Raw genomic sequence first — 21,849 nt, 5'->3', positions numbered from 1 at the left:
AACATCGGCGGGTGCGCCGCCGACCGCCCGTGCCACGCGCCGCGCGCCCCGGCTATGCTCGGCACACATCTGGGTCCCGTGATCGAGAGTTCGGATAATGAGGGGTGCGCGTGCCGGGGGTCTCCCGGTGTCGTCGAACCGGGGTGAACGGCAGCGACGAGGTGCGGTCCGCTCCGGCAGCGCCGACCGTGGGGGGCACGGTCGGCCGATCGGTGAACCCGCATCGCCCGCCGAGCGCCTGGTTCGCGGCGGAGCCGCGATGCGGCGTGGCTCCGCCCTGCTCATCGCGATGGCCGTGGCGATCGTCGTGTTCCACGAGTTCACCTCGGCCTTCGCTGCCGGGCGTGCGCACGGCGGCGGGGGCATGGACGCGGCCCCGGGCGTCGCGATGCACGCCGCCGACCTCGTCTGGGCGTTGCCGGCGATCACGGCCGGCGCCGCCGTCGGTGCGGCGCTCGTGGTGGCCTCGGCATCCCGTGCCGGCATCGCCACGCTCGCGCACCTCGGGCTGCCGGGCCTCGGCCGGGACGCACGCGCACGCGCGAACGGGCTCACCTGGGGTGCCATCGCCGTGCTCGGCGTGCACTTCACGGGCGAGGCGTTCGACGTGTTCCCGGGCGGCCACTCGCTCGCGGCGATCCTGCTGGGCGCCGGACTGGGTCTCGGAACCTTCCGCCTGCACCGGCACGCCATCGAGCACGAGGCCTATCGCACGTTCAACCTCATCGCGATGCTCCTCGCCGTCGGGAGCCTCGCGAGCATGAGCATCACGCCCACCGGCGAATGGTGGACGCACAACTTCAGCACGCTCGGCACGTCCGACGACATCGCCGCCGCGTGCTTCAACATCGCGATCGTGGTCTCGGGCGCGGGCATCGCCGCGATGTCCGCCGGCCTCACCCGGGCGGTGGCCGAGCCCAGGTTCGAGGCGCGCCGAGGCGGGCTCGTGGCGATGCGTGCACTCATCGTGCTGATCGGCGTCAGCCTCGTGGGGGTCGGCCTCGTGCCGATCGACGGTGCGACCGACCTGCACAACGCCGCCGCGGCGACCGCCGCCGCGTCGTTCGCCGCGCTCTGCCTCGGCGTGCAGCTGTGGGCCCGGCGAATGCCGCGCTCGCTCGTGGCCGGCTCCTACCTGTCGATCGCGATCGAGGTGGTCGCGATGATCGCCTACGACGGCATCGGCGTGTTCAACCTCACCGTGTTCGAGATCGTCGCGTTCACGCTCGTGTTCGCGTGGCTCATCGCGCTGGTGGCGATCACGCACTCGACCCCCGCGACGACGGATGCCGCGACCGGTCGGCATCTCGTCCCCGCCCGAGCCGGCGCACGGCACCCGGTCGCCGGAGCGGCCGAGCACCCGGCGGCGCGGGCGACGACTCGGCGGACTCCGCCCGGACGGATCCCCTCACGCGTTCCGCGTCCGACGACCCGCACCGCCGCGTCCCACGACGTCCGCCGCGCGTTGCGGAGGGACGGAGCCGACGATCCGCCCGACGCCGCGGCGACCGCCTGACCGCGCGAGCCTCCGTCCACCACCTCGCAGCGCGGAATGCCGACGGGGCCCGAACGTGTTGTGATGGAGGGGAGCCCGGGATCCCGCCCGGGGCCGTCCGACGTCGGAGGAGTGCATGAACGACACCATCGCCATCGAGCGCAACGAGGACACGCGGCGCTACGAGCTGACCGTCGATGGCGAACTCGCCGGTTACGCGGAGTTCCGCGCCGAGCCGGGACGCATCACGTTCACCCACACCATCGTCCGCCCCGAGTACGAGGGCCAGGGTCTCGGCACGCGCCTCGCCAGGTTCGTGCTCGACGACGCCGTCGCGCGCGGCGAGCGGATCGTGCCGAAGTGCCCGTTCATCGCCGCCTACCTGCGGGAGCACGGCGGCTACGAGGCATCCGTCGACTGGCCGGCCTAGCCCCGGCAACGGCGTCGCGTGAACCCTGCACGAACGCTTTGACCCTCATTCGGGGCGATGCGCGCGGCCGGTGCCGCAGTTACGATTCGACCAAACCCGAGTCGGCCCGAACCCGACTGGTTCGTCGTGCGTCGACGACCTGGGCCCGATTTCGGTCGATCCCTCGGGTCGTGCTCGCCGAGCTCAGTTCGGGTCGCTCGGCGGGAGAGGCCTCCCTGGGAGGCCGCGGTGGGGTGGGAGGTAGGGTTCCCACCCCACCGTCCTGCCCGGCGTACGAGTGCCGTGTGGCCTGTAACTCTGCGGAAGTCTCTAGCTCACGGCAGTTGACTCGCGACCGTTTGCCCACATTCTGCCCACAGTTGCCGCTCCAGCCGCATGATTCAAGGCTGCTCCAACCGCATCGAGGTCGTCGTCGAAGAGGTCAGCGTAGATGTCCAGCGTCATCGCCGCAGAGGCATGACCCAGCATTCGTTGCACCGCTTTGACGTTGGCGCCTGCGCTAATCGCCAGGCTGGCCGTTGTGTGCCGTAGGTCGTGGGGCGTGACACGCTCGAAGGAGACGTCCGCAGCCATCGTCGCGCGCACGGCTCTCTCGAACCAGCCCGACTGGGAGCTGGGCGGCCGCACGTAGTAGCCACCGTCGCCGAAAAGCAGCGCGTCTCGAGATTTGCCCTCGCAAAGACGACTCACTGATTCTGCGAGGAACTGAGGGATCGGAACTGACCGACTCCGATGCGACTTGGGCGTTCCTACGACTATCCGACCGCCGACCCGCACAGCATTCTCGACGACGCTCGCCCTCAGCCGGAGTAGATCGAGATCGCGAACTCTGAGCGCCGTGGCCTCACCCCAGCGCAGGCCCGTGTATGCGAGGAATCTCACGAGCGTCGCCTGCTCGCCTGCGTTGCTCGCCAACGCGTCCACCTGATTATGGGAGAGGTAGATGTGCTTCCGTGCCTTCTTGCGGGGAAGATTCACCCCACGTGCAGCATTGGTTGCGACTCGACGGTCCTTCTCCGCTCGTTGAAGGATCGACGAAAGGATTCCATGCGCCCGCTTTGCCGTCGTAGCGCTCTTGGTCCTGGCGAGTCTCGTCACCCATGTTTGGACCTCGCTGTGCCGTACGTCTGCGACCGCCCGTCCACCCCAGACGGGCTCGACGTGAACACGCCATGCGCTCTCGATCGATCGTGCGGTCGACGGTTTCAAATGCGTCTGCGTGGCGAGCCATTCAGCGCCGAGAACTCCAATGGTTGCCCGAGCTGCGGTAGCGTCGATGAACTCTCCGCGGGCCTTCGCGACTTCGACGGATGACGCAAAGAGCTCCGCTTCCCGCTTGGTCTTGAAGCCCCGCTTATCGGTCTGAGTGCGATCTGGCTTCCGGTAGCGGACTCGGTACCGTCGGCCATTCGCCGTTTCGTACGCGCTGATCGTCGCCAACTGCGGTCCTTCCTGATTCGGTCCAACCAACCTCCCCTGGCCGGGTCTGCAGTCGCTAGATTCAGACGAAGCAGGCGTCGGATTATTGACGGATGAGTCACTGGGTGATCGCCGCATTGGTGCGCGACCCATACCGACCCGAGGTCGATTTCCCCCGAATGCTCTCACCGCTCTAGTCGGTGACCTTCCGATTTTCAGTCGGCTCGGATGCCGCCTAGTCTCGGGGGTCGGGATTGTCTGCCCAATGAATCCGGGGCATTCGGCGGCAACGTGATCACCGTGTGTCCCGATCAGTGGTGGTCAGTCGTGGGCAAAATGTGGGCACGGCTCTCGAGAGGCCTCGGGCGACCCTGTCCCGTGAGTCGACCTTCCAGACGGACATCCCTGTTGCGGTTGGCGTACCTGAGCGGGCATCTTCACCGGGCGAGGTATGCGGGCATCGCATCATTCGCGCACAAGCGAACGTTCGGCTCGGCGCGGACCATGGACGCACGAGGACCCTGATCGGACACCGCGCGAACTACGGCCTAGCAGACTGGAGTTACCGCAACAACAGATCTCCGAGCATCGAAGATCGTGCCGTTGGTGCTTGCCCTCGTCGGACTATGACGACCGAATGGCTCGTAGCGGATCCCTTCGCCCCATCGAGTCCATCCCGGCTGCGGCACCACCAGCGACGCGCATCCGGAGTAGCCGGTCTCGCCGATGGTCTCGCCGTCCTCAAACGTGACGACCACGCGGGAGCGTCCGAACGCCTTGCGCTCCTCGATTCTGCCTGCCACGGCGGCGGCGATGATGCGCCGTGCGAGGGCGATGTCCTCATCCGTGTAGCTCAATTCCCAGCGCCCGCCGTCATCGCCGACAGTCACGATGAAGAACTGCTCGGCAATGATGTTGATACGTCGCGCGCGGGGGTTGAGCGGTTCGACATCGTAGACGCCGATTCGGCCGCTGTGGACGTAGCCGAGGTCCTCAGTGCCGTCGGAACCGACCAGGTCGCGAGTCTACGCGACGACCTCATCGAAAACCCGCCAGTTGTCTTCGAAGTCGGGTTCGCGCTGCCGATTCACGGAAGCAACAGTAGAGGCGGGCCCGAGCAGAGAGCAGACGATTAGCGCACGCAAGACGATCCTTGGGTTCGCTTGCGGACGTCCGCAAGCGGATGCGCGGAATAACCGCGGGGCACGACTTTGGCGCGCCAACGCGAAGGGCGAAATCCGCCGTGATCCCTCCGAATAGCAGTCTCGATCGAGTTATCAACATGGCTAATATCGCGCCATGGCCCTATTTGGATACAAGCCTCAGTGCGACGACCGGTACGTGCCCGTGTCGCCGGCAGTGGCATACGCGACGCTGCGTTCGGTTGCCGAGAAGCAGTTCAAGCTGAAGGCCTCGGACGATTTCATGCTGACCGTCGAGCTTCTGACAACAGCGGCGAGCCTGTCTGGATTTGGAGAGCGGATACGCATCCAAGTCGTTCCGTCGGGCGTGGGCTCAGTGCTTCAGCTGACCGTGGAGCCAAGGGGTATGTCTGGAGGGCTCTTGCAGAGCACCGCGAACCGCCAAGCCGCGAAATCCGTGTTCCGCGCGGTCTCGGAGGAACTTCAGGACGGCCACCGCGAGCCGCCCCCTGCGTGAGCGCTCCTGACAATACGCAGGAGGCCAATGACGGATCCCGTTCAGGACGTCCGCGGACGGACCGCCTGTCGGGCAGGTCGGTTGGCCACCGCCCGTCAGCGGCGACATGCCACACGGGATGTGGCATCGGGCGCAGCGAATCTTCGAGGCACCGATGCCACGAGACGGGGTTAGTCATGCCGCAGAGGGGCCCAAGCGCTCCAATTGCGCTTGGAAGTACCTTCCCAATTCGGCTCGGAGGCTTTCCGCCGGTTGACCATAGAAGTCGGTTCGCGTTGCGAGGTGAGCCAGATCGCCCCGAATGGTCAGCAGCCATGTTTCAAGACGCATCCGATATTGGGATGCGAACTCGATGAGCTCACGTATCCTGACGGCTTCCGGGTCTACGAACAACTGATCCCCCTCATTGGACTGATCGTCGTTGACAATAGACAGCCCGATCAGTTTTCGGCTCATCTCCTCAAGGAACCGATCCAGTTGCTGTCCATGCTCTCGCGCAAATGCCTGAAGGACGAAATCATCCGAAGAACCAAGTCTCTGGAAAGCACTGGAAAAGATGGAGCGCAAGCGTGCGCGAATGTCTCGTTCTAAGTCTCGCATCTCTATGATTCGACCCTCGAGCACACTGATCGCAGCCGCATTACGTGACACGCTCCCGACGTCCTCGACGGTGGCCCCGCGCAGTTCCTGCGCCGGCGCGTTCTCCGGATCGTCGGCGAGCACCGTGTCGAGGACGGGGATCGCGGTCGCGGCGTCGTGCTCGTCGAGCGCCTCCTGCGCCTGCGCCACGCGCTCCTCGGCACTCGGCGGCGGCGGGGCGCCGTCCGCACCGGCGCGCTCGACGGCGAACAACTGCGAGTCCAGCCCGCGGAGGTAGAGCACCGGCGTGAGCCACTCCAGCGTGTCGCCGCTGGACCCGAGGATCGCCACGCGTCCGCTGCCGACCGCCTCGTCGACACCGCGCCCGTGCGCGACGGCGTTGTAGAAGCCCCTGCAGAACTCGATCGCCGCGCTGTCGGTGATCTCGAACTGCATGGCCGCGACCGCGCTGACGCCGCCGCGCACGAGCGCCGCCGCCGTCCCCGAGAACAGGTCCTGAGAGCTCGAAGTGGCCGAGGAGCATGAGTTGAGCACCACGAGCCGCGGCATGGGCCGGGCCTGCCGCAGTAGGACGACGAACCGGCTGCCCTCGACGCGGTGGGTCCGGCCGTCCTTGCCGACCAGCGCGAGGATGCCCTCTTCGCGTTCGAAGTCGAAGTCGCCGTGCCCGATGAAGTGGATGACGTGCCATTCCTCACTGAGGAGCAGTTCCTGCAGGGTGCTCCAGGTCGCGTCAGGCGCCCACTGCAGGTCAACGAGCCCTCGCTTGGCCGGACCCGCGAGCGCGGAGATCAGGTTCTCCTTCTCCTTATCGACGTCGAGCATGGCCAGCCCGCGCGGCGACGAGACGACGCCCAGAATGCGCACGGCGCCGCGGACGCGCAGGGGTGGCGGCGCCGTGGCCACGGGCACGTGGCGGACAAGCGGTTCACGCTGGCACACATAGGCATCTGCGTCGGAGTCGTACATGACCTCCCACGGCAGCGCCGCGAGCTCGGGGCACTCCGTCCTAAGCACGATCCGGAGCTCTTCCTGGGTGGCATCCGCCAGCGCACGGTTCGCGGCGTAGAGACCGGCGATTGCCTTGGGGCCAAATACTGCATTGAACAGTTCCCGACCAACTGTCTGCACCAGACCCTCATTACCCGAGACCGCTGCGCGCCGGCTGCTCACCGACGACAACAGGAGCGCGTTCTGCAGGTTCGGACGCTCATCAAGCAGCCGGTCGCTATCGAGGGTGAACGTCGCAGATGCCTCACCCGCGGGCGATCGCACGACCTGCACGACGTACTCGCCCCGCCCGCCTCCGCGGCTGACCCCGACTTCAAGGACATGCACTATCGCTTCCCCCTTTGCGTCATGCTAGCGCCGAGGGAATCCCGACGTCTCCGGGCCAGCCCTAGCGTTCCGGGTTAAGCGGAAGGGCCGGCGCCGTTCGCCGCGAAGTATGGAATCTGAATATTGAGGCAAACTGTCTGCTCATTCATTCGTCGCTGTCTGGTTCTGCGCGGCCGTCGGACCTAGGCTGCTCGTTCGACCCGGATGACGCAGCTGGACTCGGCTCTGACGGCCGACCCGTGGTCTCCGTCCTGAGTTCAACCGAGCCTGCCGCGATCGCAGATGGGGCGCTTGCGGCCGACAACAGGTCAGGAGTCGCATTCGCTGGACCCGCAGCGGGATTACCCTTTGTGGACTTCGCCGCCCGTGCCAGCAGAACGGCGGACCATGCGTAGCCGCCGGCCATTGCGAGCGGGGCGAGCGGCCACAACCAGCCGATCAGCTCGAGGAGCTCCCAGGTCTCCGTCAACCAGACGACGGAGACGAAGCAGAACACCGCCCCGGCGGCGATCACGAATGGGCCTGGGACCCGGAGACTCGCGTCGTACGGTAGGCCTACTTTCTTTCCGGCCACAAGGAGCCATCCTCCTACCACTATCAGGATGAGTCCAAAGGCGAAGTAGCCCCATCCATCGGTAGAGGTCGCCCCAGCCATCGGTATCGGTTGCCCGTTGATCGATGTCGCGCCTCCCCGACTGGCGAGAGAATTCGCAAGCGAGACGAGACTCGCTCCGACGGCGAGGGCGTATCCGCTGGCTGCGACCGCGCTGTCGCGATGAGGGCGGGTGAAGTGGTGGATCGCAAGGACTGCGAGGGCAAGTACCTGCACGAGCTGGCCCGCGCCGAGGTTCCAGCTCGAGGGTTCCCACATGAGTGTGAACCACGCGAGGACGGCGAGCAGACCAGCAGCGATCCACGCGGTCGTGATCGGCAGTGTGACGTGCGGGGTTGGCCCGTCGGGCGCGCGAATAATCTGCGGGCGGAGCGGTTCCGCGGGGTCGACCAAGGGCCGCCCTCGCACCTCCTCGCCGGGTTCGATGAGCTGGGCGGGGCGGTCATCTGAAAACCGGGGCCGGCCCTCTCTCACAATGAGCGCGGCAGAGATCGCGTAGCCGACCCCCATCCCGACGGTTGCCAACGACAGTATCCACACAGCGAGCGACATCCAGTCGTATGAGTCGGTTACCAAGATCACCCCGAATAGCACGTAGGTCACCCCACTCGCGATGACGAACGGACCAGGGAGGCGAGAACTGCTTGCGAACGGTGTGGCGCGTTTCCTGCCCGCGATGAGCAACCAGGCTCCGACAGCGCCCAACAGGAGGCCGAACAAGATCAGTGCCCATTTGACGTCCTCGTAACGGGAGGTGGTCAGCGCGACCAACGCGTAGAGATTGATGCCGACGCCGAGTAAATATCCAGAGGCGGCGATGGCGGCGTCCCGGCCCAGGCGAGCGAGGTGGTGAACCGCCAACACCGCGACAGCAACCGTCTGCGTGATCAGCCAGACGCGGTCCGATTCAAGACTGCCCAACCCGGGGACGGACACCCCGCTGGCCGTAAGGGCAAGCATTGCCACAGCGATCCAGGCCGACGCCACCACGATCGCGAACATCACAACCGAACCGCGCGCTGTGACGAGACGCGTACGTAGTGGCGGCCACGCCCCTCCGCCGAGCGATGTCGCTGGCGGGTCGTCAGACACCGTATCGGCGCTCGGCGGGACGGGCACCGCATCGGCCCCGGTTGGCCGCCTCGTCGGATGGCCCGCAGGTGGCCTTTCACTCCCGTGAGGATTGCGCGAGTCCGGATCGGGCGCCGGTTGCGGGTTGTCGGAGGCCGAATGCCGCGGCGCGATCGCCACCTCAGCGCCGGCGTCTTCGACCGCCACGTCGTCGCCTGAATCGATCTCGACCAGAACAGCTTCGGAGGCATTGCCCGTCGGCACGTCGTCGACCAGAACCCCCGACTCCGAATCGGAGACCTGAGTGAGGTCCGCCGGAGTCAGTACTTCGTCTACGATGCCCGTCGGCACGTCGTCGACGAGGACCTCCGACTCCGAATGGGACGCCTGTGGGAGGTCCGCCGACGTCGGCACCTCGTCGACTAAGCTAGTCGCCTTCGCATCCGCGATGTCGAACAGCCGCGCATCGCCGTCGCGGAGGAAGAGCACCGGCGTCCCGAATTCGTTCGCCATCATCGCGCCGATGATCGCCCGACGGGCAGGCGCCAGCGCCGCGTCGATCGCAAGGCCCCGGGCGAGGCCGGTGTACAGGCTCTCGCTGAACGCGATCGCGGCGTCATCGGTGATCTCGAACTGCATCCCGATGACGGCTGGGATGTCGAAGTTCACGAGGCTCGTGGCGACGCCGGAGAACGGGTCGACATGCGAGGTACGGGCGCCCTCGCAGGCGTTGAGCACGACGAGGCGCAGGCTTGTCTCGTCCTGGAGCATCGCGCCGATGTCCTCTCCTGAGACGTCATGGGCGCGACCCTGTGGCGTCTCCAGCACTAGCACGCCCGACTCGGTAGCCTCGTCGTAGGCACCGTGGCCGATGTAATGCAAGACATGGACCTCGTCGGGTTCGGAGATGCGGCGTCCGAGCTCCCCGAGGGTCGCGCGTTCGAGCCAGGTGAGCTCCACGAGTCCGGCCCGGCGCGGTCCCTCGAGCGCTCGCTCAAGATTGCGTCGCTCGGCGTCGGCGTCGAGCTCGGGATACCCCGACGGGCTGCTGACCATGGCGAGAATCCGAAGCGGTAGCCGCAGTTGCTGCGGCCGCATCGCGGAGTCCACGTCGAGCGCGCGTACGACCGGTGTCTGGGTCGACTGGGCGATGAACCGCGGCCGTTTGTACAGGAACTCCCACGGCAACCGCATCAACTCGGGCGAGCCGGAGAGCCGCAGGGTGATCCGCAGCCCTCGGTCGCGCTCCGCTGCGGCGCTCCGCGCGGAGTAGAACACTGTACCGATGTCGTCCTTGATGAGCGCGTCGTACAGCGTCGAGCCGAGGTCCTTGATCGCGAGCATCCGCGCGTCAGGCGAGCCGCTTCGCCGGCGCGCCAGCCCAACCCGCTGCACGAACTCGTCAAGCTCACCCTCGGTCACCGGAGGCGTAAACGAGCCGCGGGCGGTGCGTCCGTCTGGCGCCATAGCCAGCACCCTGTAGGACCCGTCCGCATCGCGGTCGATGCGCAACTGGAGGTCGTCGTACTCGCGGACGGCCATCAGCGTGGCCTCGGCCCGCCCCATCTCAGTGCGATGCGGAAGTTCGCTGCACCACCGGCGCGCGCGATCACGAGGTTCGAGTCCGCCGAGATCTTCACCGCGAACTCAACCTCAACCTCGTCTGGCCACTCCGCGGACTGACGGATCTCGGACACGATGCCCTTCACGATCGGGCCGACCCGCCCGACGACCTGCTCGAGGCTCTGGCTGGCCTCGATCACGGTCGATCGAGGGCCTCCTCCGCGCGTGATGGGCCCATCCGACACGTCAATCGTCTCGACGAGCACGACGCCGTCGCCCGTCTTGAACTCAAGTACATCCCCCACGATGCGGTCCCCCCGGCGCGAGTCTCGGAGCCTGTACCGCAAATACTCCTCCAACCGCCGGTCTTTCGCCATCCGGGACAGCCCGGAATCGCGCGGAAGCTAGCCGCGGGGCACCTTCGAGACCCGAGTGAGAACATTCGCGAGGCACTCGGGTGATCTCGCCGGGAATTGGCAGTGCCGGATCGCCATTAAGGGGGGCCAATGAGGCCGGCCCTTGTTCGCGTGCGGCGCGCGCTGCTCCGAGACTCCATCCCCAGCAACGGCCCTGACGCGACCGAGCAAGTCGCGATCCGATGGCCATCTCCAGGGTGTCCCGGCTTCGACCGCACGAGGCCGCTACCAACGGGCAGGAAGGCCCAAAGCGCGGCACTGACGGAGCAGCGAATCCGAGCATGACGTCGCTCAAGTCCGCAACTCGGTGCACATGCGCAGCGCCGTTGGTTGAGTATGCCGCTGTGCCCGAACACCGGTCCGTGAGAGGACGTCCGGAAGCGGATCCGTCTGCGGGCGTCCGTGCATGGGCCCCCGCCCGGTGATCAATAGCGATCTGTCTTGACCGCGCGGGGGCCCGCAACGCGCCCGCGGAAGGCACGACATCCTCCGACATGTCATCGGGGTGACGCTCGCGCCGCGCGTGGCGGCATTCATCCGCGCGCACGCATAGGGGGATGCCCGGCCCACTTGACGCGCCCGAGGCCGCGCTACCGCACGCCCCTGCCTGCGCGTCGCGCGGCCCGGTACCGCGCGAACGTCGCATACCACCGGAACATCTGAGGCATCAGCCAGTACGCCGCGATCGGAACGACGATGAGCGTGAGGACGAACGCCCTGACCACGGGATGCCAGTCCGGCATCATCGGTCCGAGCAATGTGCTGAAGATGGCGACGAGCGGGAAGATCGTGAGCCATATGATCAGCGCGCTTACGTGGATGTTGGGCCTCGGGGGCACAGGCGGATCAGGGAGCGCCTCGGGCGGAGGCGTAGGCCTATCGACGTTCGGCTCTGGCGGGTCGTGCTCCGGGGGTATCGCCGTCATCTTCTCGACTCCGCTCGGGGTGAGGCCACCGAGAAGGGCCTCGCCAGGATTGCCTCAGTGTCACATGCTTCGTGGATCGAGCTCGTTTGCCGTCGCCGGCGCCAGATCCTCCAACAGGCGCGCCCGAGGCGCCTCCCGTTCGCACGCCGTCGGCCTCAGCATTGAGGGCCGGCCGCACGACACTGGAGGGTGTCCGCTTGACGACCGTGTGGTGTGGCGCTGAGCAGTTAGCCAGTCGCCAACTTCGGGCAGGCCTTGAACGCCGGGAAGTTGGGGTCGGGCTCAATCAGTTCGAGGTAGAGCGGGACACTGGGGTCGATGACGATGAACACGCCGGTTCCGACCACCTTCACGTTCGGAAGGTCGTAATTGAACTCGACGAGCAACCCGGGTCCCTCACTTCCGGTGAACGGGACGAGGTTCCCTGTGACGAAGCCGGACGCGAGGAGCGGCTTCGCGAAATTGTCCGCCTGACTTCCGCCGGTGATCCCTGGCGGGGCGAGCTCTTCCTGGCCGGAGCACCACTGACCCACGATCTCGTGCACGGTGGCCGATGCTGGTGCGGCCTGAGCGAACACGAGGCCAACAGTCGCGGCCACGACAATCAGGGCACGTGCAAAGAAGCGTTTCTTGGTTTGGGGCATCTTCGCCTCCGGGTCGCAGTTGCGTCCGGTCGGGCGGCCGGACGTCCTCCGCGGGGCGACAAGGCGGGATCGGGTCACCGTCGTGGTCCAGCGACGTGGGTAGGTCGTCGCAGGACGTGCATCGCGCCGTAGGGGTCTCTCACGCCACTCCGCACGTTACACCCGGGCATGAGGTGCCGGGAATCGGTACTGAGCAAACCTCATATCCCCAGAATGGGGGTATGCGATCGGTGCCTGACCTGCGCCCGTATGACAATCCTCGTGCGGACGCCCGCCGACGGACCGTCTATCGGGCGGGAAAGCATGCCAAGTTCCTCACATGCATCGCCGTCGTGCCTCCGTCTCGAGCCTTCGACCGGTAGCGTGCTGGGTTCGCGCGCTTGTGCGCTCGCACAGGTGCTCAATGAGGAGGCGTCGTCCGTGAGTTCTGTTGTCGGCAAGGTCAGCGGTGTCGGAGTAGCGCTGCTCTTTCTCAGCGGATGCGCGAGCGGGGCGGGAGCGGTAGATCCGGGTGCGACGGCGGGAGCCATCGAGCTTGCCGTCTCGGAGACCTGCGCTGCAGACTCCGCGCCGGAGTGCGTCGACGTGAATGGGGAATACGTGATGGTGCCCGATGCAGGTTTCTCGCTGGCTGGAGTCGAGTCCATTGCGGTCGCCGGCGATGAGGTGGGCAACGCTGTCGATGTCACGCTCACGAGCGAGGGTGCGGCAGTCGTCGAGTCCGCCGCTGCCGAAGCCGCGCAGGCGGGCGACGACTCTCGGTTGGTGATCAAAGTCGGGGGCGAGGTGCTTTCTGCGGTGGCCGTTGCCGAACCGCTTGAAGGCGAGCACTTCCTGCTGGCGCTGCCTCCGGAGTTGAGCGCTGAGGAGTTCACCGAGCGAGTTGGGCGAGGCTGACCCTAACCCGGCATCGTCACGCGCCATCTTCACTGAGGGACCGGCTACCGGCAATCGGTCGGACGCCGAATTGCCCTGCGCGGCGGCCTCACATGGTGACCGCTCTCCGGCGGTGGGTCGCTTGTACACGGTCGGGGTGAGATGGCGGTCAGCACGCCGTTGACGAGTTGCTTGCCGGGTCGCTGAGGATCGCGTCGTGGATGGGAGGGATGGTCGCGTTGGTGTGGGTGCGGGCGTTGTCGATCGCGTCCTCGAGCGTCAGCGAGGCGCGGCGACTGGGAGAAGGAGTACCTCCCGAGTATCCACCGATTCTGGATCACCGTAGGGCGGCCATGGCCCAGTCGACGCGCGTGTCTTGCGCAGGTGTCTCACCGTTGTGTTTGATGCACCTATGGTGTCTGAGGATGAAGAGCCAGGGCAGTCGGTTGACGAGCGAACCCCACGTTGGCGTCGCGCGTGGCGACGGATGATTCTGGGCACCGCGGTGTCTGTAGTGCTGCTCGGCGCGGCGACTGCTGCTCTGGCCACGCCTGACTTCCAGTATTGGTGGTGGGGAGCAAGCGCCGATCGCACGGTCGAGCGAGTGAATCTATGGGGAGAACGGTGCACAATGGCCTTCAAGATCGATGCCAAGGGTGTTCCCGACACTGACCATGCGGTGGTAACGGCGCGCGAGGTCCTCCGGGCAATCGACTTCGAGGATCTGCCGATCGATCAATCCCTGCTTACAGAGAACCGCGCCCAGGCCGCAGCCGATCTGGAGCAGCGTGGGACGCAGGTGGACGCGGATGCTGACGCCATCAGCAAGTCTGTCGCGATCACGGTCCTAGATGGCGTCCGTGACCGCGGGCTCGACCCAGGACACGTCACTATAGGCGGAGACAGGTACTGCGGGCACGATGAAGGCAGCCGCAGTGACGGGAACTAGGGCGCGTTGGTAAACCCTGAGTTGAGCCAGACAGGGTCGCGGCGAAGCAGGCGCCGGCGTGGTAGTTGCGGGCGAGTTTGTCGCTTCGGGTGGCGATGCCGCGCCAGTTCTTGAGCTTGTTGAAGCTGCGCTCGACGACGTTTCGGCCCTTGTAGATGCAGCACGAGGGAACGGGCGAACCGGGGACCGCCCGCGATCGGAGTCACGGCACGGACCGCTTCCCCGAACGTCTGATTGGCCTGCAGCTCATCGACCGCAGCGGCAACCTCCGTGTCGACGAACTGGGAACCGGCGCCGGTACCCGGCAAGGAACTGCAAATTCGCGAACACCGTCGGATCGGGCTCGGACTGCACCCGGTACTCCCACATGGAGCGTCGCGCGTGCGCCCAGCGTCGCCTCCGGGGCCCGCGTCAGTACAACGTCGGCTGCACCAAGAACGCCAAGAGTGCGGCGAGTTGGAGAAGGGAATAGAGAAGCGGGATTGCGCTGAACACGAGCCCGACGACGCCCATCCACCTGGGTCGCGCGCGTCGCGCGAGCGCGACTATCCCTGTCACGGTGCCGGCGACACCAATGAGGGCGGTCGGGAATGACGCAATCCAGATCCTAGACAGGCCTGCTTCGCCCGACGGCGCCTCCGAAGACCAGATAATGCCTGCGACCTGGAGCAGCAAAGAAAGAATACCCAGCGCCAGGGCCGCGATAGCGAGCCTTGACGCCCGCGGCGTCGCAGGCTCAGACATGGCATGATCATAGCGACGACGGTCGACTCTCGGCGGTGACGCTACGAGCACCTCGGATAGCTCAGTGACGTCTCTCGCCTTGGGCGTGTTGCACAACCACTTCCGGCGCTTTGTGAGCGAGTCTTGTTGCGTGTCGCGTGATGTGATCTCGGATGAGGCGTGGACCGCCGTGATCGGGCCGTTGTTCCCAAAGGTGAAGGCGACCGGTCGGCCGCCGGTGGACCGCCGCACGGTGGTCGAGGCGACGGCGTGGCGGTTCCGCACGGGTGCGCCGTGGCGGGACCTGCCAGAGCGGCTCGGGAACTGGAACACGATCTATAAGAACTTCAACCGGTGGGCTGAAGCAGGGGTCTGGGCGCGGGTGCTGGAGAAGGTCCAGTCCCTCGCACAGCAGAACGGGGACCTCGACTGGGTCGCCTCGATCGACTCCACGATCGTGCGCGTACACCAGCACGGCGCGACACTCCCGCGCACCACAGGGGGCTCTGTCGAACTACAAGAAGTTCGGACTGGAGCCGCCTGACCATGCGGTCGGCCACTCTCGCGGCGGGTTGACCACCAAGAACCACCTGGTTTGCGACGGGAAGGGCCGCGCGCTGGCGTTCATCCTCACGCCTGGCCAGGCGGCCGACACGAGCATGCTCTCCGCAACCCTCGAACAGATCCGCGTGCCTGGCGGATCTGGACGTCCGCGGACCAGGCCCGATCGGGTGCTCGCAGACAAGGGCTACCCCTCCAGAGCGAACCGGGCGTGGCTGCGCCGGCACGGGATCGCAGCGACGATCCCCGAGCGTGATGACCAGATCGTGCATCGCCGCAAGCGACGAGGGCGACCGATCGACTTCGGTGACCAGCAACGAGAGCGGTACCGCGACCGCAATGTCGTCGAGCGATGCTTCAACAAGCTCAAGCAATGGCGCGGAATCGCGATGCGCTCAGACAAACTCGCCCGCAACTACCACGCCGGCCTCTGCCTCGCTGCGACACTCCACTGGCTCACCAGCGGCTTTAGCAACACGTCCTAGTAGAGGGTGACGCAGAGCCGTAGCTTTGGCGACCTCTCAGCCCGGCAACGCGCGCTTCCGTGGCAACAGAATGGCAACCTGTGGCGATTCACCCAACGGGGTGATCCGGCATGCCTCATCTCACGCGGAATTCCGGCGATTGGAGCAGAAGGCTGCATCATCGTTGCGTTCCGCTTCGGGTTCAAATCCCACCGGCAGTTATGCGGCTATCCGCGGACGCGAGCAAGAGCTACGCACGGTGAGATGCCTTCTTATTCGCCCCTCTTCTTCGGTGCCGGCGTCATGCGCGCTACCAACAGGTTCCGGCCAAGTCCCGTTTGGCGTAGTCGCGCTCATAGGCCTCGATCGATGCGCAGAATCCATCTGCGACCCCCGCGCTGATCGCTGACTGAATGTCCGCCCCGGGCGGCAACTCGGTCCACACTCCTGGGGCAAGCGCGACTGCCTGGGTAAGTGAACTCATTTCATACCAGTTCCTGACCTGATCTGGTAGCTCCGAGACGGGAACGATGTAGGGGTAGCCCTCGGGGAACCGGCCCGCCGGGACGGCCGGTTGCGGTGTCACCGAGTTGTCGTCCGCTGGTGCGTCCTGATTCGAGAGAGCTTCCAGTTCGTCCTCGAGGCCGTCAATTTCTGACTCCAACTCATCGACCCGACGTTCAGCGTTATCGAGTTCCGATTCCTGTTTGTTAAGTGTAGCGACGGATTCGGAGAGTTCCTGCGAAGGGCCGGCGCTGCCGATCGCTGCTCCCGCCAAGCCTCCGATAATCCCGCCGACGACAAGAGCACCCGCAGCGACGAGGACGATGGTCTTGGGCGAGGGGAGCGGCTGTTGGTCATTCTTTTCGCGATCGCGATCGCGATCGGGATCGGGATCGGGGTTTGTGGGGATCATCGTGCGTCCTCGACTGGGAGCATTGAGCTGCTGGCGCGGAACTCTTCGACCGCGGGTTCGACGCGGCACCCAACGATCTCCACCTGGTGCGCCTCGAGCGCCTCGAGAACCTCCGCGGACCACCTCAGTACGTGGGCTCTGTTGGTGTCCGGAAACCAGCCGGCAGCAACCGTGCTGATCATCGGAGATCCGCCCGAAAGCATCTGTTCTCGGGAACTTGCTCGCGTCGCATTCGGTCTCCGGTGCGTGTAGGGACGGACTAGCGAAACGCTAACGCGATGCGGGCTGAGGCGGGAGCCCCCGATCGGGTGAACACCCGGCACCCCCGGAAGAGTCGAGCCAGTCGATCGCTTGGGCGCGTCCCTGCGCGGGGTCGTGTCGCCGAGCCAGCGGGGAGGATACTCCGTGCCCACAATTTGCCCACAACCGACGAGCATCCATGAGTTCTAACCGGCTGAATTGTGAGCCGGCAGACCCGAAATCTAGCAGAAGTCATCGATCGGTGGCGCAGCGGCGGCGATATGAAACGGGTTCCCACCCCACCGTCCTGCCCGCCGCACGAGCGCCGGCGCGTGCCGTCGCCGCTGCTCCGGACATGACGAACCCGTCGTCCCGAGACCTGCTCCGGACGACGGGTGAATGGGTTGAGTTTCAGGTGCGGTAGAACCCGCTGTAGTAGCCGCCGACCCGCTCCCGGTAGGCGGCGTCATCCCACGTGGTTCCCTCGTCGAGTTCGGGTGAGTTCTTGATCTGGTCCTTGGTCAGGCCCACGTACACCTTCTTCTCGGCGTCATCGACGCGGTCGATCGTTCCCGCCGGCAGCAGCACCTTGCGGCCGAAGATCCACGGGCCCGTGTCGACGACGATCTGGCTCGTGCCGACGTCGTAGGTCGCGTCATCCACCTTGCCGATGTGGCCATCGGTGGCGTGCACTTCGTACCCGACGATGTCTGCGCTCTGCGCGGTGCGCGCCGCTGAGGTGCGGTACGTCCAGGCGTCCCATGTCGAGCTCATCATTCCTCCCTTCGCAGGACCCGTCAGGGCCCTGATCGTGTGGGTGTATGCCGCGACGGTAAGTCGGGGACCGACCCGAGCAAAGGGGGTTGACAGCGAGGAGCGAGCGCCCGCCACGATCAGGAGTCGGCCGCGGTCAGGAGTCGGCAGGGAGTGCGTCGTCGTCGGGTGCCTCGCCCACCGGCTCGGCGACGCCGAGTCGCAGCCGGTCGCACAGCTCGATGAGATCGCCCAGCTCGCGCTCGTCGAGGGCGTGGCCGACATGGCGGTCGATCGCGTCCATGTGGGTGAACGCCACCCGTCGGAAGAGCGCGAAACCCTCCTCGGTGATCGCGACGATGGTGCCGCGGCCGTCTTCGGGGTCGTGGGTCTTCGCGACGAGGCCACGGGCAGCCAGACGGTCGACCAGCCGGCTCACGCTGGGCTGCGTGATGAGCACCGCGCGGTTGAGCTCCTTCAGGCGCAGGCGCCGCCCCGGCGCACGCGTGATGTTGAAGAGCACGTCGTACTCGTTGAGCGAGATGATCTCGCTCGGGAACTCGGCCGCGAGCGCCCGCATGATCGTGACCTGAGCACGGAAGAGCGACTCCCATGCTGCGACGGTGATCGCGCGATCGGCCACCCTCGGCTCCCCTCGACGTGCTGAAGATCCGGTCGGAGGACCGGACTGATCCAAGGATAGGGAACCTTCGGCAGGAACGGGTGAGGGCCGGTCGTAGAGGCTGACGACCGACCCTCTCCCTTGCACCAAGAGTGTCCTGCAATCACATTCCGCACCGACCGCCACAGCAAACAGTCGGTGCTCTATGAATATATAACGGATAGGTAACGGGCGCTAGTTATCGTTCCGTGATTTTTCTCGAATCGGGATTCGCGGGCGTGTCGGGGTAGATCAGCCGCACGTCGCCGCGGCGTCGATCAGCTCCTGCGGCGGGGGGCCGTAGATCGAGACGCCGTTGCCATCGCCCGTGAACCCGCGGCTGATCGCCCACGCGGTGGCCCATGCCTCGTTCGCGGCACCGCTCTGCGCGTCGAACCGGTCGGAGCACCGCACGCTCACCGCGTGCCCGACCTCGTGGGCGACGAGTGCCTGCGAAAGGGGCGAGGGCCACTGCTCGGCCACCGAGTCGGAGAGCGTGATGGTCGCTGAGCCGCCGTGGTCGGTCGACCACGTCGCGGCACCGCCCACCGAGCCTCCCGACCCGAAGCCGTTGACGATCGGCGCCCAGTCGAAGTCGAGCAGGATGCCGCCCCCGAGCGACCTGGCGAACGCCTCCGCGGCGAGGCGTCGGTCGAGGAGCGGCCCCGCCCGCTCCTCGAGCTCGGCCTGGTTCGAGGCACGGAGTCGCGTCGCGGCGGCGACGTAGGCGACCAGGGCCCCGGATGACTCGGGCGATACGTCCTGCCGGGCGGCGACCGCGTCCGTCGCCGACCGGAACGCGACCACGTCGAGGGTGCGCGCCGAAGGGTTCTCCGCCTGGATCCGGTCGGCCGCCGCTCGTGTGGACGCGAAGAGGGCCGGCGCCGTGGCGTCCAGCGACGCCATCGCGGCCTGGAGCCGTTCGCGCAGGTCGCGCAGACCCGCCGCAGCGTCGAGGGCGGCACGGCGGTCGTGAACCAGGTCGCTCCGGGATTCGAGGACGTCCCACGGCCAGAACGGTCGAGGGCCGGGCTCGTCGGATACGCCATCGGCGGCGGAGGGTGTGTCGCCCGCCTCGGCGACCACGTGGTCGGCCGCCTGCGCCGCCTCTTCGAAGGGCCTCGAGCGTCACGGGATCGACCACGTCGGCGGTGGCGGCGTCGGCGATCGCGTCGGCGGTGGCCAGCGCCTCCCCGTGCTCGGCGATGGCGTCGGTGAGCTCGTCGCGCTGGAACTGCACCCGCTCGGCCGACGACGCCAGCTCAGAGTGCGCCTCGTCGTAGCTCCGATTCGCCTCGCCCTGCCATGCGACCGCGAGGCCGGCCAGCACGAGGACCGACGCACCGCCCACCGCCCAGCCGATCCGGCCCCGTCGCCGTACCACGATCAGCCGACCGCCATCCCGACGAACCGGTCGACCACCACGCTCGGGATGCCGCCGGCCACTGCCGAAGAGAAGCGCATCGCCGCGACCCCCAATGGAGGATGCGTCGCCCCGCGCTCCGCGGATCCGTCCCCACGCGCCCCCCGCTTGGAGGCTACTCGGGGGCGGGCCCGCGCGCGAGCGAGGGTCGGGCGCCCGGAGCGATCAGTAGAGGTCGGGCGAGGGCGTCGAGGCCTGGCGGATCGAGACGTCGGCGTGCCGGTCGAACCGGTAGCCGATGCCGCGCACCGTGCGCACGATGTCCTGGTAATGGGCGAGCTTCGAGCGCAGGCGACGCACGTGCACGTCGATGGTGCGCTCGCTCGGCGCCTCGTCGTCGGCGTCCCACAGGCTCTCGATGAGCTCGTGTCGATCGATGGTGCGGCCCTCGCGGAGCACGAGGTACTGCAGCAGCTCGAACTCCTTGTACGTGAGGCCGGCGGCCTCACCGTCGAGCAGCACCCGCTTGCGCGAGATGTCGATGATCACGCCGTTGGGGTGCCGGTCGGCGTCGTCGCGCGTGCCCTGGCCCTCGCGCTGCTTGGCGAGCGCGGCCGGGTCCTGGAGGGCGAGTCGCACCACGTCGACGTCGCGGCCGCCGGCGCCCTCGGGAGCCAGCGCCACGGCGGCGTAGGTCTCGGCCGACGGTGCGACCTCGGCGGTCAGCGCGCGCAGCGCCTCGACGATGCGGTGCAGCGTGGTGCCGTCCTCGAGGGCCTTCGCCTCGTCGATGCCGACGTAGAGCACGAAACCGCGGGCCTCGGTGCCCTCGGGCACGGCGCGGACGCGGGGCGCGCCCGTGCGGGCGGCAGCGGGAGCCGCCGACTGGACGGGAGTCGTGATGGTCTCGGCCGCACGCGGCGCGATCGAGACGGGGCGGGCCGGGGCGTCGGGCAGCGACGGGGCGGTGCGGACGGCGGCGGTACGGATGGGAGCGATTGCGAGAGACATGACGGGAATCCTTGTGTGAAGAAGGTGCGGCGATGGACCCCTGGTCGGTGGCGGGGTCGATGCGAAAGGCCGTTCGGCCGGGGAACCTCGGAAGCGGGTTCAGTGGAGTCGGAGCCGATCGGGATGCGGATCGGCGTCGGAACTCGGCGGTCGGGTCGCGGTCAGCGGCACATTCGACAACACATGGGCGCACGCGCCGGCATCATCATGCCGGTCGTCCTGAGGGCCTCGGGGGCGATCAGGGTGCGTGCGGTGTCAGTCATGGGGGAGAGTCAAACCGATACCCGAGCGTGTGTCAATTCATGACGGCGGGATGACGCGGCGTGACGACGCAGGGGGTGCACGGTGCGACGCGACATCCGGGAGGATCGGGTGAAGAGGTGTCGTGCTTGCAAGAATCTGCGAGAAATGGCGGTGCAGAAAAATCTTCAGCACTTCATGCCGCGTCAGCGCGTCATCGATCGAAGATCCTTCAGACTCCCGCTCGCGGTTCGCAGCGTCTCGCTCGCGGTTCGCAGCGTCTAGACGGTGCCGTAGAGGCGGTCGCCCGCGTCGCCCAGCCCCGGCACGATGTAGCCGTGCTCGTTGAGGTGCTCGTCGACGGCGCCGAGGACGATGGTCACCTCGCGGCCGTGCAGTGCCTCCTCGACGGCCTTGAGACCCTCGGGCGCGGCGAGGATGCAGATCGCCGTGACATCCGTGGCCCCCCGCGCGAGCAGGAACTCGATCGCCGCCGTGAGCGAACCGCCGGTGGCGAGCATCGGGTCGAGCACGAAGCACTGCCGGTCGCTGAGGTCTTCGGGGAGGCGCTCGGCGTAGGTGGTCGGTTCGAGCGTCTCCTCGTTGCGCGCCATGCCGAGGAACCCGACCTCGGCGCTGGGCAGCAGCTTCACCATGCCGTCGAGCATGCCGAGGCCCGCGCGGAGGATCGGGACGATGAGCGGCTTGGGGTCGGCGATGCGCACGCCTGTGGTCGGGGCGACCGGGGTGACGATCTCCACGGGCTCGACGCGCACCCCGCGCGTGCCCTCGTACGCGAGCAGCGTCATGAGCTCCTCGACCAGCGCGCGGAAGATCGGCGACGGCGTGTTCTCGTCGCGGAGCACCGTCAGCTTGTGGGTGATGAGGGGGTGGTCGGCAACGTGGACTCGCATAGGC

At 67.0% G+C, this 21,849-nt stretch carries 19 protein-coding genes and 2 pseudogenes; 6 read left to right on the top strand and 15 right to left on the bottom strand.

Annotated elements, in window-relative coordinates; translation table 11 throughout:
* The first annotated feature begins 259 nt into the window (after positions 1-259).
* Both EV187_RS05705 and EV187_RS05700 read left to right on the top strand, forming a co-directional pair.
* On the top strand, positions 260-1,516 hold the full coding sequence (locus tag EV187_RS05705; protein ID WP_130351983.1) for a DUF998 domain-containing protein: 1,257 nt from the start codon (positions 260-262) through the stop codon (positions 1,514-1,516).
* Positions 1,517-1,631: 115 nt separating this feature from the next.
* Positions 1,632-1,925: a GNAT family N-acetyltransferase gene (locus EV187_RS05700; RefSeq protein ID WP_130351982.1), complete on the top strand. Its 294-nt coding sequence runs from the start codon at positions 1,632-1,634 to the stop codon at positions 1,923-1,925.
* Positions 1,926-2,234: 309 nt separating this feature from the next.
* Here the strand turns inward: EV187_RS05700 and EV187_RS05695 are convergent, their stop codons facing one another.
* Together EV187_RS05695 and EV187_RS05690 are read right to left on the bottom strand one after the other, a co-directional pair.
* Positions 2,235-3,365 carry a tyrosine-type recombinase/integrase gene (locus EV187_RS05695; RefSeq protein WP_130351981.1) on the bottom strand — a complete coding sequence of 377 codons (1,131 nt, stop codon included), beginning with the start codon at positions 3,363-3,365 and terminating at the stop codon, positions 2,235-2,237.
* A gap of 527 nt (positions 3,366-3,892) precedes the next feature.
* Complete coding sequence (locus EV187_RS05690; RefSeq protein WP_130351980.1) at positions 3,893-4,234, bottom strand: hypothetical protein; 342 nt, start codon at positions 4,232-4,234, stop codon at positions 3,893-3,895.
* A 409-nt stretch (positions 4,235-4,643) separates the two neighbouring features.
* Between EV187_RS05690 and EV187_RS05685 the strand changes: the two genes are divergently transcribed.
* The gene (locus tag EV187_RS05685) at positions 4,644-5,003 is read left to right on the top strand and encodes a hypothetical protein (protein WP_130351979.1); all 360 of its coding nucleotides are present in this window, start codon (positions 4,644-4,646) and stop codon (positions 5,001-5,003) included.
* Positions 5,004-5,177: 174 nt separating this feature from the next.
* Here EV187_RS05685 and EV187_RS05680 read toward each other — a convergent pair whose 3' ends face one another.
* From EV187_RS05680 to EV187_RS05660, 5 genes are all read right to left on the bottom strand, one after another.
* On the bottom strand, positions 5,178-6,887 hold the full coding sequence (locus EV187_RS05680; protein WP_130351978.1) for a CHAT domain-containing protein: 1,710 nt from the start codon (positions 6,885-6,887) through the stop codon (positions 5,178-5,180).
* A 199-nt stretch (positions 6,888-7,086) separates the two neighbouring features.
* The gene (locus tag EV187_RS05675) at positions 7,087-10,167 is read right to left on the bottom strand and encodes a CHAT domain-containing protein (protein WP_165391113.1); all 3,081 of its coding nucleotides are present in this window, start codon (positions 10,165-10,167) and stop codon (positions 7,087-7,089) included.
* On the bottom strand, positions 10,167-10,565 hold the full coding sequence (locus tag EV187_RS05670; protein ID WP_130351976.1) for a CU044_2847 family protein: 399 nt from the start codon (positions 10,563-10,565) through the stop codon (positions 10,167-10,169). The genes EV187_RS05675 and EV187_RS05670 overlap by 1 nt, the downstream gene beginning before the upstream one ends.
* Positions 10,566-11,194: 629 nt before the next feature.
* Complete coding sequence (locus EV187_RS05665; protein WP_130351975.1) at positions 11,195-11,530, bottom strand: putative antibiotic biosynthesis monooxygenase; 336 nt, start codon at positions 11,528-11,530, stop codon at positions 11,195-11,197.
* A gap of 227 nt (positions 11,531-11,757) precedes the next feature.
* Positions 11,758-12,174 (bottom strand): hypothetical protein, encoded by a 417-nt coding sequence (locus tag EV187_RS05660; protein ID WP_130351974.1) that lies wholly within the window; start codon positions 12,172-12,174, stop codon positions 11,758-11,760.
* Between the two features lie 396 nt (positions 12,175-12,570).
* Here EV187_RS05660 and EV187_RS05655 point away from each other — a divergent pair, with 396 nt between their 5' ends.
* On the top strand, positions 12,571-13,071 hold the full coding sequence (locus EV187_RS05655) for a hypothetical protein (RefSeq protein ID WP_165391112.1): 501 nt from the start codon (positions 12,571-12,573) through the stop codon (positions 13,069-13,071).
* Positions 13,072-13,681: 610 nt separating this feature from the next.
* The gene (locus EV187_RS18315) at positions 13,682-13,999 is read left to right on the top strand and encodes a hypothetical protein (protein ID WP_165391111.1); all 318 of its coding nucleotides are present in this window, start codon (positions 13,682-13,684) and stop codon (positions 13,997-13,999) included.
* Here EV187_RS18315 and EV187_RS18925 read toward each other — a convergent pair.
* Positions 13,941-14,156, bottom strand: a pseudogene (locus tag EV187_RS18925) (hypothetical protein); the annotation flags it as partial. The gene EV187_RS18315 and the pseudogene EV187_RS18925 overlap by 59 nt on opposite strands.
* Positions 14,157-14,410: 254 nt before the next feature.
* Entirely contained in the window at positions 14,411-14,743 is a 333-nt protein-coding gene (locus EV187_RS05640) for a hypothetical protein (protein ID WP_130351971.1), read from the bottom strand.
* Positions 14,744-14,855: 112 nt separating this feature from the next.
* Between EV187_RS05640 and EV187_RS05635 the strand changes: the two are divergent.
* Positions 14,856-15,768, top strand: a pseudogene (locus EV187_RS05635) (IS5 family transposase).
* A 289-nt stretch (positions 15,769-16,057) separates the two neighbouring features.
* Here the strand turns inward: EV187_RS05635 and EV187_RS05630 are convergent.
* From EV187_RS05630 to upp, 6 genes are all read right to left on the bottom strand, one after another.
* A complete protein-coding gene (locus EV187_RS05630) occupies positions 16,058-16,663 on the bottom strand; it encodes a hypothetical protein (RefSeq protein WP_130351970.1) in 606 nt (201 codons plus the stop codon).
* 651 nt (positions 16,664-17,314) lie between these two features.
* A complete protein-coding gene (locus tag EV187_RS05625) occupies positions 17,315-17,677 on the bottom strand; it encodes a PRC-barrel domain-containing protein (RefSeq protein ID WP_242609446.1) in 363 nt (120 codons plus the stop codon).
* 136 nt (positions 17,678-17,813) lie between these two features.
* Positions 17,814-18,299, bottom strand: a complete 486-nt coding sequence (locus EV187_RS05620) for a MarR family winged helix-turn-helix transcriptional regulator (protein ID WP_423190869.1) — start codon at positions 18,297-18,299, stop codon at positions 17,814-17,816.
* Positions 18,300-18,569: 270 nt separating this feature from the next.
* Positions 18,570-19,403, bottom strand: coding sequence for a hypothetical protein (locus EV187_RS05615; protein WP_130351968.1), 834 nt, complete (start codon positions 19,401-19,403; stop codon positions 18,570-18,572).
* Between the two features lie 502 nt (positions 19,404-19,905).
* Positions 19,906-20,691 (bottom strand): winged helix-turn-helix domain-containing protein, encoded by a 786-nt coding sequence (locus EV187_RS05610; RefSeq protein WP_130351967.1) that lies wholly within the window; start codon positions 20,689-20,691, stop codon positions 19,906-19,908.
* A 521-nt stretch (positions 20,692-21,212) separates the two neighbouring features.
* Positions 21,213-21,845, bottom strand: a complete 633-nt coding sequence (gene upp, locus EV187_RS05605; RefSeq protein WP_130351966.1) for a uracil phosphoribosyltransferase — start codon at positions 21,843-21,845, stop codon at positions 21,213-21,215.
* Positions 21,846-21,849: the final 4 nt, after the last annotated feature.

The organism is Agromyces ramosus, from assembly GCF_004216665.1.
In the GTDB taxonomy this organism is placed as follows: Bacteria; Actinomycetota; Actinomycetes; order Actinomycetales; family Microbacteriaceae; genus Agromyces; species Agromyces ramosus.
The sequence above is the reverse complement of the archived record's forward strand: the minus strand, read 5'-3'. Positions and strand labels throughout refer to the sequence as shown.